The organism is Polynucleobacter sp. AP-Capit-er-40B-B4 (assembly GCF_018882245.1).
GTDB lineage: Bacteria > Pseudomonadota > Gammaproteobacteria > Burkholderiales > Burkholderiaceae > Polynucleobacter.
Map to the genome: position 1 here is coordinate 183,578 of NZ_JACVOV010000002.1, position 12,315 is coordinate 195,892.

The window sequence follows — 12,315 nt, forward strand, 5'->3', positions numbered from 1 at the left end:
TTCCAATGCATGCAATCTGGGACCGACATGGTTTCGACGTGGATTACAAAGCATCAAGGGCATACCGAGGACCCGTTATCTCGTAAATCAATGGGAATGTAATAACTGCTAACGACGAACGTTACGCACTAGCCGCTTAATTGCGGTTGCCCCTGAACTGATTCTCTCTTGGGTCAGGTAGCGCAAGCTACATCAGGGTCATATACAAGAGATAAGACTATTTTGTGTCACGAAGAATAGTACGAAAACCTAGTGAATCGTCAGTGAGGAACGTGTCAGTCCGTGCCTAACTGGTTAAATCAAATGATATGACTAAGTATGTAGAACTTGTTGTGGAGGATTTGCGGACGCGGGTTCGATTCCCGCCGGTTCCACCAATTTGAAGTCAGTAACAAACAAACGCCACCTATCAAGGTGGCGTTTTGCTTTTCTTAAAACCAATTAATAAGTTTTATTAATTGAACTGATAACTCATGCCAGCCTGAAAGTTAAGTGGTGCTCCAGCAAAAATACCATCAGGACTGCGACTAGAAATATAGCGCTTATCAAAAACGTTATTAATTACTCCGAATACCTTCCAATCTTTATTAATAGCGTAGTTAGCACTCCAATTTACTGTCGTAAAGGCAGGTACCTCACCTAAAGTTCCAATGGTATTTGGAACAATAGTATTTGCTGAGTCAGCATACTGGGCAGAGACATAATTCAGACTAACCAAGGTATTGAAGCCATTCTTTTCATAACTCACACCAAGATTGGATGTGAGCTTGGGGGTATAAGGAATGCGATTGCCATCTCGCCCCAAAGAATTCGTCCCAACAAACTTTGCAACCGGTATGTAAGTGCCATTGGCATTAATAGCCCAACCATAACCCAACTCATAACCAAGGGATGCCTCAGCCCCCTGATGCAAACTCTTACCTCCGTTAGCTTTGGAAATTCCCGCGGCCAAACTTTGGTTCACAATTTGATTGCTAAAGTTCATGCTAAAGATAGCCGAATCATAGGAGAACGCTCCTGAGCGCCCACGCATACCTAATTCCATATTGGTGGAGCGCTCTGGAGCCAACTGCTGATCAACCCCCTTATCGTCAATTGCCGTAGCTAGTTGAGCTGGTGCAAATCCTTTGTAAATACTGCTATAGACTTGTGCTTGAGGGATGATCTGCCAGGTCGCCCCAATTTGTGGAATGGTTTCCACATTCTTAGCGCTACCCGATTTACCAGTGATGACATTTGAACGAGTTTGGTTGTAGCTTTCAACTCGCACCCCTGGAATTAAAGCGAAGTTATCCGTCAATAGAAATCGATTCTGACCATACAAGGCAATCGAGTTAGCCTTATTGTCCTCATGAAGCGAAACTCGCCCGGAATACGCCAATGTTTTTGAGCTCACCAACTGATTAATTTGAGATTCCGTATGTAAGCGCACTCCAAACTCTGCTTCGTTAGCGATTCCCAAAGCCTTATACGCATGATTTACTCGAGAATCCATACCCAGCATTTGAAACTCTCGATTACGGCCAACTAGACAGTCAGAGCCAACATTGCAGACCTTAAATATCGTAGCGTCTTGGGTTCGATTCGCGATGCTTTGTCGCCAATAGTCTCGGGATAACTTGCTCCAATACATCAAAGTATTTATTTTGGTATCTGAATTAACTTCTACAGAGTGATTGATATCTACGGCATTTCTTTGAGTAATAAAACGGTCATTAGGCGCCGGATTCTCTTTAGTGCGGTTGGTATATTGAGTGGGGCGCAGACCCACATAAGACGTATTGATATTATTATCGTAATGCGTGTACTTAATACTGAGCCACTGATTTTGCGCAATCTCAATGCCGCCCTTCATTAAGATGTCGTACATCTTAAAACCATTCCCCTGGTATCCGCTAGACTCTGACTGAATCAGGTTAATTCCGCCAATTGCACCATTTGTAGATGACTTGCCTCCAGCCTCTATCTCTGCCAAACGATACCCATAATTGCCAACCTTGCCGGTTAATTTAAAGCCATGTGACGGTGTTTTTGTAAGGTAATTAACTACCCCGCCAATATTGGATGGACCATATTGAAGACCAGATGCACCCTTTAACACTTCAATTCCACCAATGCGTTCAACTGGAGGGCTGTAGTAAGAGGCATTAGAAATAAATAGGCTGGGCTGAATTGGTGCGCCGTCCTCAAGCAATAGCACTTTCGAGCTACGACTTGGATTTAAACCTCGAATACCAATATTCGGAATGGCGCCAAACCCACCCTCATCACCTCGAATATTGACACCAGGAACTGTCCTTAAAACATCTTGCAATGATTGGGGCTGCAGCTCCTCCATCCTCTTTTGATCAATCACATCCACCGTCCCGGGAATTTTGCTCAAGGCATTTTGCTCGCGACCAACAATATCAATTCTGGGTAATTCAATATCTTGAGCTTTGACCCAGCTTGAAAAAGAGCTTCCGCACAATAATGCAATTGATGAAAACCAGGCGAGCCTATTTCGATAACACAAAACATCTTGATGCTTCATATACCATCTCCAGTGATAACAACAAAAAAATCGCTGGCTATATGCATATGAAGATGCTCTTGCTGGCTAGTAAGCTATTTCATTTTTACTTCGTCAGAATAAGTTTTCCCAATTTAGTAATGCGCAATTGATAAGTTTGTCCGTCATGTGTAATGAAGATTTGCTTTCTCTGACCAAGCAGAACGGAACTTGAAACAGTCTTTGGGAAAATCTCAGGTGCTCGCATGTATTTCAAATCAATATCTGTGGTTTTGTACTCGGTCAAGCGCTATCCTTCCAGACTAAAATGAACGGGGGCCTGAAAACACTGTGAAGAATGGCTGATTGTTGAGATAAGCGGGCGAAATCTCCATTGCGACAAGGTGGCGAGCGCCGACCTATCTAGACTCTGAAAGCCTGAACTCTTGAAAACACTGGCTTCATCCACAAAACCGGCTGGGTTAACGCACAACTTAATCATCACCAAGCCCTGCTCTCTCAGCTTTCTACTTAAGAATGGGTAGTTTGGCTTGGGATTATGTAGAACTTGCCTGGGAATTAAGCCCAATGAGCTACTACCCCCTGCCTCCCCATTGCTTACAGAAGGCCCCTCAGAAGGCCTGGGGTCGAGATTTTCCGCAGGGGTAATTGCGGTCGTTTTAGGCATTAACGCGTCTTTACGCTGACTGGGTTGTTGTGTGCGCTGATTCACTAAATTCACCATCATGGATTCTGAAGTGAGCGATCTTTCACTCTCAAAAGATGAAGGCGCAAACAATAGCCAGGCCAAAAGATGGATTGTGACTACACCTGAAATAATAAAAATATTTCTAGGCGGGAAACTACGGAGCAAATGACTTCCTTAAAAGTTAAATAAGTAAAGAGCAGGAAATTGAACTGATAAAACTTTCAGTAACTACGGACTCTTCACAAACATTTTAAGGATGATGCATTTGATAAACAACCACAATCCCAATGGGGACGGGGTTCGTAGGGATATTGTTGTGTTACTACTTTAGCGCTAAACGCCAAAGTGAAGTTACTTCTTTAGAGCGCGCCGCATGTAATGCATCTGTTTTATCAAACGCCTTATGATGCGTTGGCTTGGTATCAACGCGTGCGAGAACCTTTAAGTTTGCTTGCTCAATCCATTGAAGAAGTTCATTTCTCGATCTCAAACCCAAATGCTCAGCCAAGTCAGACAAAATTAACCAGCCCTCACCGCCATCGAGCAAATGATTCTTTAAGTTACTCAAAAAGCCTTTTAACATTTGACTCTCGGGGTCATATACCGCGTGCTCGAGAGAAGAGCTTGGTCTAGCTGGCAGCCATGGCGGATTGCAAACAATGAGCGCCGCCTTGCCCGATGGAAACAAATCAGTCTTGAGAATATCTATTTGAGATTGCAACTCTAGACGCTTAATGTTTTCTTGTGCACATGCGATCGCTCGCTCATCCAAATCCGTAGAAATAATCTTCTGAATTCCTCGCAAAGCCAATACAACCGCAAGCACACCGGTGCCCGCGCCAATATCGAAAGCAGTTGAATTTTTCTTGATGGCGGCTGGTAGCGGAGTCTTTAATACCAAATCAATATACTCACCGCGCACAGGTGAGAACACGCCATAGTGCGGGTGAATACGAATCTCTTCATCATCTCTAGTCAATACTTGAACGCCATTTTTTCGCCACTCATGCGCACTAATCACACCCAGCAATTCACGGAGGGAGATGACGTAAGACTCGGTCTGCTCGCCATAGGCCTCTAAGCAGGCTTGTGCTACATCAGGTGCACGCCTTAAAGAGATGCTGTGGTCTGCGTTTACTGGAATCAATATCATCCCCAAAATACGGGCACGCTGTGATTGGGCAAGACGGTGAAGGTTAAATGTATCGAGCGGGCTTTTGGTTTTTTCTTTTGCAACTCGATCGGCTCTAGAAGATTTCTTAGAGGGTTTATCCACTCTGCGCACCAATGCCTGTAAAAGCTGTCGGGCATTTTGAAAGTCACCCTTGTATAGCATTGCCGTGCCTTCACAAGCCAAGCGATAAGCAATATCAGCAGTCAGAGTGTCGTCTGCGATCTGAATCTTTTTATGGGGAGCAATACCATTTTCAGAATGCCACTTGGCGCTATGGACCTGTCCGCCATCTTCCCACTGAAGTGTTGTTGATGGGGTCACCTAGGAAACCACAAAACGGTTATTTTGATAATCATCAATTGCTTGTTCAATCTCGGCTCGTGTATTCATCACAAATGGGCCATATTGAACAATGGGCTCGTGCAATGGCAATGCAGCCAAGACAATAAATTGCGCGCCCACAGACCCTGCTTTCGCTTTTAAACGATCGCCATCTCCCAGAACAATGGCTGCCTGCCTTGGGGCCGACCTCATAGGCCCGCCAATTTCTAATTCACCCTCGTAAACATATACAAACGCATTGAGTTCTTTGGGAATACGGTGCTCAAATTCTGAATCAGGTGGCAAGCGGACATCTAAAAACAAAGGGGCTGTAGTTATGCCTTGAATTGGACCCTGCACTTCATTTCCTTCATGACTATAGGCGCCTGCAATGACTTTCACTGAGCCGCCGCTTTCCAAATCAACTTTAGGAATATCTTCTACCTGGATATCTTTATACCCTGCTGCCTTCATCTTTTCTTTGGCAGGTAAGTTAATCCATAACTGAAAGCCACGCATGGCGCCACTCACCTGTTGAGGCATCTCGGAATGAATAATGCCACGTCCTGCTGTCATCCACTGCACTCCACCAGTCTTAAGGTGGCCTTGATTTCCAAGGTGATCCTCATGCAGCATATGACCTTCAAGCATATAGGTCACTGTCTCAAACCCTCGATGCGGATGCGCTGGAAAACCTGCTACATAGTCATTAGGATCATTCGAAGAAAATTCATCGAGCATCAAAAAAGGATCCAACCTCACTTGATTCTGCCCACCAAGACTGCGACGCAACTTCACGCCCGCGCCATCAGAAGTGGCAATGCCAGGAATAATGGTTTGAATATTGCGGATCATGTCGAGGGCTTATATTTCTTTTAAGCGGGCGGATGATCTTCAGGATTGACGTCAAGCGCGATTAAGAAGCGGGACACCATGTTGTAAGCGGCAATGACCGTTACTAACTCTACCGTATCGGTACTTCCTAATGCCTTTTGTAAACGCTTCATCAACTCGGGATCCACCTTGATGTTGCGCGTCATCTGAAAAGTGAGTTCAGCGGCATCATTTTCCACAGGCGAATACAACTCTTTTGGGAAATTCGCTTGTCCAATGAGGCGTAGGCCTTGTACCTGCTCCTCTGTGCCACCCGCCTTCTTAAAGGGTGGTGCATGGTGAAAGAATTCATACTCGGCACCATTAAGCACCGCCACACCACACATAGCCAACTCACGCAACTTGGGATCTAAAGATAAATTGTTCCGAATTTCGCCAATGAAATGATTCCAACCTTCTGCAATCGGAACGCTATGCAAGAGCATGCGGTCTAAATTAATAAACTGACCGCCGCGTCTTTTGCGTATAGCAGCCACCAACTCAGCAGGCTCAGCCAAATCCATTGGCTGATAGGGAATTAAACGTTCTGACATAAATCTCTCTTATGAATACTGCTTACTGGGCAGTTTCTTTAATGTTGTTTTCAATGACGAACTTGCCCCAAATACCAATTTGCTTGCCAATAAATTCTTGCGCAGCTTCAGGTGTGCCACCAACAATTTGAATGCCTTGAGCCTTGAACTTTTCAGCAACAGTTGGGGTTTTCAGTGCCTTGTTTAAAGCCTTATTCATCGCAGCCACCACTGCTGGCGGAGTTTTACCGGGGGCTAATACGGCCCACCATGCAGGCGCACTAAATCCAGGGAAGCCGCTCTCAGAAATCGTTGGCACATTAGGCAAAGAAGGTGATCTCTTGGCAGTAGTAATAACCAAAGGGATAACACCGCCACTGTCGATATGCGGCTTCACTAAAAATTCTGAGCCAACAGCCAACTCTACTTGACCGCCTAAAGCATCTTGCATCAACGGACCACCGCCACGATACGGAATGTGGTTCCAATCAAAGCCCGCTTGTTTTGCTAAACGGGCCATTGCCAAATGGCCCAAACTACCAATACCGATAGAGCCGTAACTAAATTGTTTGCCGGTCTTCGAAAGATCTACCAACTGTTTAAAGCTTGTAATACCAGATTTTTTACTGGCCACCAGCACCATTGGTGACGTACCAATCAACACTACAGGTGCAATATCTTTAATCGTGTCGTAGGGAAGTTTGTCTTTAAGACTGGGGTTCACACCATGCGTATCGAACACCACTGCAAAGGTATAACCATCCGGGTCAGAGCGGGTCATTGCAGACGTACCAATCACCCCAGAAGCTCCACCAATATTCTCAACAATGACGTTTTGCTTCAGTTCGGCCTGCAAAGCAGGTGCCAATACGCGGGCAACCTGATCAACTGAGCCACCCGGAGGGAATACCGCGATTAAACGAATTGGTTTTTGGGTCGGCCAAGCCCCCGCTCCAGCGCTTTGGGCCAATGCAAAGCCGCTGAAGCCCAAAACCATCAATGAGCTTAATAAGATGTTTTTAAAGGCTCTTTTGGCCATTTTTGCTAAATCCAGCATGGATTTGTCTCCTCTAAATAAGACCTCAAGGTTAACACCCCTGCAGCCTATTTGCTCGATAATGCTGGGGTAGCTAAGTGAGAGAAAAATGAAGTCGATTTTAAATATTGCAGCCTATTTATTTGTTAGCCTAGATGGCCTACCAGAGCTTCGCGCCAAGATGCTCGATGAATGCAATGCGCGCCAGCTTAAAGGCACCATTTTGCTAACTGGCGAGGGAATCAACATGTTCCTTGCGGGCAAGACCGATGCGCTGCGCGGGTTCTTAGATTGGTTACGCCTTGATCCTCGCTTTAAGCCTCTCCAGGCAAAAGAAAGCTGGTCTGAAGATCAACCTTTCAAAAAGATGTTGATCAAGCTGAAAAATGAAATTATTCGTATGAACCATCCAGCCATCCGACCAGAGGAAGGTCGCGCCAATTTCATTAGCCCCAAAAAATTGCAAGAGTGGTTAGATCGGGGTACTGATGACCTTGGTCGCCCAGTCGTCATGGTAGATACGCGCAATGCCTTTGAAGTTGACTATGGCACTTTTGAGAATGCCCTACATTTTAATATCGAAAAATTTACAGAATTTCCTGCAGCTATTTCCGCTCACAAAGATGAACTTGCTGATAAGACATTGGTTAGCTTTTGCACAGGCGGGATTCGCTGTGAAAAATCTGGTCTCTATATGCGAGAGATTGGCATGCAACATAGCTACCAGTTAGAAGGCGGAATCCTGAAGTACTTTGAAGAAGTTGGCTCTGCTCACTACCAAGGAAGCTGTTTTGTTTTTGATGAGCGCGAAGCACTTGAACCTAATTTAGACTCCATTCCTGTAGAGAATTCTATTCGCAAAAAACTGCGCATGAACTCTTCCACAGATTAACCTACTGAAAGCATTTCTCATTCATGACCTCATTACCTAATATCGTTGTTCTCGGAGACTATGAGCGCGCACTGCGCCGATTTTCCAATTGGGATAAGTTGGATCAACAAGCCAACCTCACTATTCATCACGAGCCTTTACGCGATGAAGCCCTCTATGAAGCTGTTAAAGATGCAGATGCAATTGCCATCGTAAGAGATCGATCCCCTTTTAATGAGGCCATGATTGCGCGCCTGCCAAAGCTCAAGTTTTTAATGTTCACTGGTGAACGCAATGGCACTCTAGAAGCATCTGCCCTCGTTTCCAGAAATATTCCCATGGCTTGTACCCCTGGTGGCCCCTCTAAAGAAACTACTGCAGAACTTACTTGGGCTTTAATTCTCGGCGCATCTAAGCGCTTGATTGAAGAGAATAAATTGATTGCGTCTGGTGGCTGGCGTGATGCCATGTCCGTTTTACCGATGCTCTCAGGCGAACGTCTAGGCATCATGGGCTTGGGAGCCATCGGCAGTCGAGTAGCTCGCGTAGGTGCTGCATTTGGCATGGAGGTAGTTGCCTGGAGTCCACGCATGACTCCTGAACGTGCTGCGGCTGAGAATGCAAAAGCAGTCAGTCTTGATGAGCTTTTGAAAACATCCAAAGTGGTGTCCATGCATTTGGTAGCCGGCCCCGGCACAAAAGGTTTAATCAGTGCAGACCAATTAGCACTGATGCGTCCGGATTCTATTTTGGTGAATACCTCACGCTCAGCGCTGATCAACATGTCGGATTTACAAAAAGCGCTAGCTGTTGGCAGACCAGGTCAGGCTGCGGTAGATGTTTTTGATATTGAACCTCTCCCAGAAAAAGATGTGTTGCGTAACACCCCCAATTTACTAGTCACGCCACATCTTGGATTTATTGCTGAACCTATTTTTGCCACCTTCTCAAAAGGGATCACCGAGACCCTAGAGGCGTGGTTAGAAAACAAGCCTGTACCGCATCCCTTTAAGCCGCAATAAGCCTATACAGATCAATGTCATCTACTCGCTTGACCTCTCTTCAGCTGTTTATCAGCTTTAGCAAGATTGGTCTTTCTGGGTTTGGCGGCGTACTTCCTTGGGCAAGGCGGACTCTGGTTGAGCGTGAAAAAATTCTGACCTCGGAAGAATTTAGCGCCATCCTGGGAATATGCCAAATCGTTCCAGGTCCAAACGTTGTGAATCTAGCTGTCTGTGTTGGATCTCGCTTTGGTGGTGCTAGAGGGGCTGTCGCAGCCGTTCTTGGACTCACACTTGGACCGATAGCGATTGTGATGCTCTTAGCAACTTTGTATGAACACTATAGCCACCTTGATACCGTCCAAGGAATTTTGCGGGGCATATCTGCGGTAGGTGTTGGGCTGATTGCCTCTACTGGTTTTAAGATGCTGCGCGATGAGTTTCAGTATCCAGCGATGTTATTAGTTGTTTTGATCACCATCCTTGCGGCCACCTATTTTCATTTAGGCTTGGGTTGGGTAGTTTTAACAGCATCGCCATTGGCTATTTTCTTGGCGCGCAAAAAGGCTCGCAGAGTATGAGCATGCTCTTGAGTTTGTTTCTGAAGCTATCTGTGTTTTCGATGATTGCATTTGGTGGAGTCAATGCACTTTTGCCAGAACTATTAAATTTAGCAGTCAATCAAGAGCAGTGGATCGACCTGCAAACATTTTCCGATTATTTTGCTATAGCCCAAGCTGCGCCAGGACCCAACTTTATGACAGTGACCCTGTTGGGTTGGCACATCTACGGCATTATTGGCGCACTCGTAGCCACCTTTGCCATAGTATGGCCCTCTTCTATCTTGATCTTTTTCTTACAGCGCTTTATCTTGGGCATCAAAGATCCCGTTAAAAAGAAATCGATTCAATATGCAGCAGCAGCATTGGCAATTGGGCTAGTTCTATCTTCCGCATGGGAGATTGCTTTGCAAATTAACCACGGGGTTGCTGCATATCTCTTGACCATTGCCACTATCGGACTGACTTTATTTACTCGCTGGCATCCCCTCTACTTCATTGCCATAGGTGGAGTATTAGGCGTGCTGGGATTTATTTAATTACCTCAAGAAAAAATATGCGAATCATTCAAAATATTGCTGCTTCCCTGCTTGGTTTATTTGCTCTTTTCTCGGGTCCTGTTTTTGCCCAAAGCAATTACCCAAATAAGCCGATTAACTTTATCGTTCCCTACGGCGCTGGTGGAAGCGCAGATTCCAGAAGTCGTCAGCTCGGTCAAAAGATGAGTGTGATCCTCAAGCAGCCTATAGTGATTGATAACAAACCAGGCGCTGGAGGAAATATTGGTACAGAGGCTATCGTGCGCGCAGCTCCTGACGGATACACCATTGGCATGGGCAACTTTGCGCCAATGGCAGTAAACAAAACCCTCTTTGGTAATTTACGTTATGACCCTGAAACCGATTTAACGCCCATCATCCTGGTAGAAAAGGGCCCCTTGGTTTTAGTAGTTAATCCCAACTCACCATATAAAACAGTGCAAGATATTGTTGTTGCAGCAAAAGCAAAGCCGGGTGTTCTCACATTTTCCTCAGGCGGTATTGGTGGAAGCCATCAACTCTCTGCAGAGCTATTTGAGCTGAACGCGGGCATTCAGATGATTCACGTTCCCTATAAGAGTGGCTCAGCTGCTTTAACCGATCTAATGGCGGGCAATGTTGATCTCATGTTTGATCAAATGTATTCAGCGGTACCAAGCATTAAGGCTGACAAGATTCGGCCACTCGCCATTACTAGCAAAAAGCGCTCACCCTTACTCCCGAATGTGCCTAGCTTTGTTGAGTTGGGCTACCCCAAGGTAGAAGTTTTAAATTGGCAAGGGCTTATCGCGCCCAAAGGAACACCCAAAGCCATTATTGATAAGCTCAATGCTGCTGCAAATGAAGCACTCAAAGATCCTCAGCTGCGAGAATTGATGCTTGCACAAGGTAATGAGATTGGCGGGGGTAGTCCCGCAGAATTTGCGGCACTCGTCAAATCCGAGGCAAGCAAGTGGAGCGCTGTTGTGAAGAGCGCAAACATCAAACCAGAGTAAAAAAGATGTGCAAACAATAAAGGGGCCTAAGGCCCCTTTATTTATTTAAGGGCTTGGTAAGTCAGAATACCTAAAAAGGTAAGGACGAGTGAGCCAATCAAGTTCAGTAAAGCAGTACCCAAGGCCCAAGTAAATTCTCCGCGTTGCATAAAGCCAACCACCTCAGCAGAAAAGCTGGAGAAAGTAGTCAAGCCGCCCAAGAAACCCGTAACAACTAAAAGTTTCCACTCTGGAGACAGATGTGGGTTATTGCCAAAAAATGCTACCGCAAGCCCTATCAAATAACCGCCAACCATATTAGAAATAAAGGTTCCTAAAGGTAGTACAGCGCCAGTACCAACCGTTAGAAAATTAAAGGCCGCCCTTAACAGAGCCCCTAAACCGGCACCAAAGAAAATTGCAAAGATCGATAGCCACATAATCTGTTCTTTATTGAATGGAGAAACCCAGCATGCTAATTGAACTCATCTCGATGCCATCAGTATAGATTTTTACTTGCTCACCCTCTTCTTGTAAAGCAAGGGTGTATAGAGCTGGCCAATAGTGCTCAGCAGTCGGTATCGACATATGAGCTGCATCACCATAGCGCTCCCAGTCAATTAAAGCATCGTGATGATTAGAGTGCATCTCTGAGACAAAAAAATCATTAAAGTCTTTTGCCCAAGGATAGGGCTCGGCATCTTCCTGCCAATGAATGGTGCGCAAGTTATGCACCACATTGCCACTCGACAAAATGAGAATGTTTTCATCGCGTAATGGGCGCAACTGCTTAGCCAACTCGTAATGCTCGCGCGCTGACATTGATCCATCTAGACTCAACTGCACTACCGGCACATCCGCTTCTGGGTAAAGATATTTGAGCACTGACCAGGCACCATGATCAATACCCCATTCGTTTTCTTCAAGCACTACTGGGACATTTAATAATTCTTGCACGCGGTCAGCTAAAGCAGGGCTGCCTGGCGCAGGGTATTGAATATCAAAAAGAGCTTGCGGAAATCCACCGAAGTCGTGAATTGTTTTTGGTTTGGACATTGCGGTAACCCATACACCACGAGTTACCCAATGGGCCGAGATCACCAATATAGCGTCTGGGCGTTTGAATGTTTTTCCTAGAGCAGACCAGGCCGCTGTAAAGCGGTTGGGCTCTATGGCGTACATCGGACTGCCATGGCCAGCAAATACTGCAGGTTGGCGATGGCTAGTCATTAA

14 protein-coding genes and 1 other RNA gene are annotated in these 12,315 nt (G+C 45.7%); 6 read left to right on the forward strand and 9 right to left on the reverse strand.

Going from position 1 to position 12,315, the window contains the following annotated elements; all coding sequences use genetic code 11:
• Positions 1-18 precede the first annotated feature (18 nt).
• Positions 19-377: a transfer-messenger RNA gene (gene ssrA, locus ICN19_RS05900) on the forward strand.
• Positions 378-454: 77 nt separating this feature from the next.
• On the opposite strand, the gene ICN19_RS05905 is transcribed toward ssrA, so the two are convergent.
• From ICN19_RS05905 to ICN19_RS05935, 7 genes are all read right to left on the reverse strand, one after another.
• Complete coding sequence (locus tag ICN19_RS05905) at positions 455-2,533, reverse strand: TonB-dependent receptor domain-containing protein (protein WP_216246204.1); 2,079 nt, start codon at positions 2,531-2,533, stop codon at positions 455-457.
• An 85-nt stretch (positions 2,534-2,618) separates the two neighbouring features.
• A complete protein-coding gene (gene hemP / locus ICN19_RS05910; protein ID WP_255536954.1) occupies positions 2,619-2,798 on the reverse strand; it encodes a hemin uptake protein HemP in 180 nt (59 codons plus the stop codon).
• 3 nt (positions 2,799-2,801) lie between these two features.
• Complete coding sequence (locus ICN19_RS10270) at positions 2,802-3,239, reverse strand: energy transducer TonB (RefSeq protein WP_370625180.1); 438 nt, start codon at positions 3,237-3,239, stop codon at positions 2,802-2,804.
• A gap of 283 nt (positions 3,240-3,522) precedes the next feature.
• On the reverse strand, positions 3,523-4,695 hold the full coding sequence (locus tag ICN19_RS05920) for a methyltransferase (RefSeq protein ID WP_216246206.1): 1,173 nt from the start codon (positions 4,693-4,695) through the stop codon (positions 3,523-3,525).
• Positions 4,696-5,550, reverse strand: coding sequence for a pirin family protein (locus tag ICN19_RS05925; RefSeq protein ID WP_216246207.1), 855 nt, complete (start codon positions 5,548-5,550; stop codon positions 4,696-4,698).
• Between the two features lie 20 nt (positions 5,551-5,570).
• Entirely contained in the window at positions 5,571-6,122 is a 552-nt protein-coding gene (locus tag ICN19_RS05930; RefSeq protein ID WP_216246208.1) for a carboxymuconolactone decarboxylase family protein, read from the reverse strand.
• Between the two features lie 22 nt (positions 6,123-6,144).
• Complete coding sequence (locus ICN19_RS05935) at positions 6,145-7,158, reverse strand: tripartite tricarboxylate transporter substrate binding protein (RefSeq protein ID WP_216246209.1); 1,014 nt, start codon at positions 7,156-7,158, stop codon at positions 6,145-6,147.
• Positions 7,159-7,246: 88 nt separating this feature from the next.
• Here ICN19_RS05935 and ICN19_RS05940 point away from each other — a divergent pair, with 88 nt between their 5' ends.
• The 5 genes from ICN19_RS05940 to ICN19_RS05960 are packed head-to-tail and all read left to right on the forward strand — an operon-like array spanning position 7,247 to position 11,103.
• On the forward strand, positions 7,247-8,029 hold the full coding sequence (locus tag ICN19_RS05940) for a sulfurtransferase (protein ID WP_216246210.1): 783 nt from the start codon (positions 7,247-7,249) through the stop codon (positions 8,027-8,029).
• A 23-nt stretch (positions 8,030-8,052) separates the two neighbouring features.
• Positions 8,053-9,030 carry a D-2-hydroxyacid dehydrogenase family protein gene (locus ICN19_RS05945; protein WP_216246211.1) on the forward strand — a complete coding sequence of 326 codons (978 nt, stop codon included), beginning with the start codon at positions 8,053-8,055 and terminating at the stop codon, positions 9,028-9,030.
• Positions 9,031-9,044: 14 nt separating this feature from the next.
• Positions 9,045-9,590: a chromate transporter gene (locus tag ICN19_RS05950; protein WP_216246212.1), complete on the forward strand. Its 546-nt coding sequence runs from the start codon at positions 9,045-9,047 to the stop codon at positions 9,588-9,590.
• Positions 9,587-10,108 carry a chromate transporter gene (locus tag ICN19_RS05955; protein ID WP_216246213.1) on the forward strand — a complete coding sequence of 174 codons (522 nt, stop codon included), beginning with the start codon at positions 9,587-9,589 and terminating at the stop codon, positions 10,106-10,108. Before ICN19_RS05950 ends, ICN19_RS05955 begins: the two co-directional genes overlap by 4 nt.
• Before the next feature lie 17 nt (positions 10,109-10,125).
• Positions 10,126-11,103, forward strand: coding sequence for a tripartite tricarboxylate transporter substrate binding protein (locus tag ICN19_RS05960; protein ID WP_216246214.1), 978 nt, complete (start codon positions 10,126-10,128; stop codon positions 11,101-11,103).
• Positions 11,104-11,144: 41 nt separating this feature from the next.
• Here the strand turns inward: ICN19_RS05960 and crcB are convergent, their stop codons facing one another.
• On the reverse strand, positions 11,145-11,522 hold the full coding sequence (gene crcB, locus ICN19_RS05965) for a fluoride efflux transporter CrcB (RefSeq protein WP_216246215.1): 378 nt from the start codon (positions 11,520-11,522) through the stop codon (positions 11,145-11,147).
• 10 nt (positions 11,523-11,532) lie between these two features.
• Entirely contained in the window at positions 11,533-12,312 is a 780-nt protein-coding gene (ygiD, locus tag ICN19_RS05970) for a 4,5-DOPA dioxygenase extradiol (RefSeq protein WP_216246216.1), read from the reverse strand.
• Between the last annotated feature and the right edge of the window lie 3 nt (positions 12,313-12,315).

What these genes read in the sequence shown, in the direction of transcription:
- crcB (WP_216246215.1), bottom strand. Translation starts at nt 11,522, where the DNA reads ATGTGGCTATCGATCTTTGCAATTTTCTTTGGTGCCGGTTTAGGGGCT.
- ICN19_RS05945 (WP_216246211.1), top strand. Translation starts at nt 8,053, where the DNA reads ATGACCTCATTACCTAATATCGTTGTTCTCGGAGACTATGAGCGCGCA.
- ICN19_RS05955 (WP_216246213.1), top strand. Translation starts at nt 9,587, where the DNA reads ATGAGCATGCTCTTGAGTTTGTTTCTGAAGCTATCTGTGTTTTCGATG.
- ygiD (WP_216246216.1), bottom strand. Translation starts at nt 12,312, where the DNA reads ATGACTAGCCATCGCCAACCTGCAGTATTTGCTGGCCATGGCAGTCCG.
- ICN19_RS10270 (WP_370625180.1), bottom strand. Translation starts at nt 3,239, where the DNA reads ATGATGGTGAATTTAGTGAATCAGCGCACACAACAACCCAGTCAGCGT.
- ICN19_RS05940 (WP_216246210.1), top strand. Translation starts at nt 7,247, where the DNA reads ATGAAGTCGATTTTAAATATTGCAGCCTATTTATTTGTTAGCCTAGAT.
- ICN19_RS05925 (WP_216246207.1), bottom strand. Translation starts at nt 5,550, where the DNA reads ATGATCCGCAATATTCAAACCATTATTCCTGGCATTGCCACTTCTGAT.
- ICN19_RS05960 (WP_216246214.1), top strand. Translation starts at nt 10,126, where the DNA reads ATGCGAATCATTCAAAATATTGCTGCTTCCCTGCTTGGTTTATTTGCT.
- ICN19_RS05905 (WP_216246204.1), bottom strand. Translation starts at nt 2,533, where the DNA reads ATGAAGCATCAAGATGTTTTGTGTTATCGAAATAGGCTCGCCTGGTTT.
- ICN19_RS05930 (WP_216246208.1), bottom strand. Translation starts at nt 6,122, where the DNA reads ATGTCAGAACGTTTAATTCCCTATCAGCCAATGGATTTGGCTGAGCCT.
- ICN19_RS05950 (WP_216246212.1), top strand. Translation starts at nt 9,045, where the DNA reads ATGTCATCTACTCGCTTGACCTCTCTTCAGCTGTTTATCAGCTTTAGC.
- ICN19_RS05935 (WP_216246209.1), bottom strand. Translation starts at nt 7,158, where the DNA reads ATGCTGGATTTAGCAAAAATGGCCAAAAGAGCCTTTAAAAACATCTTA.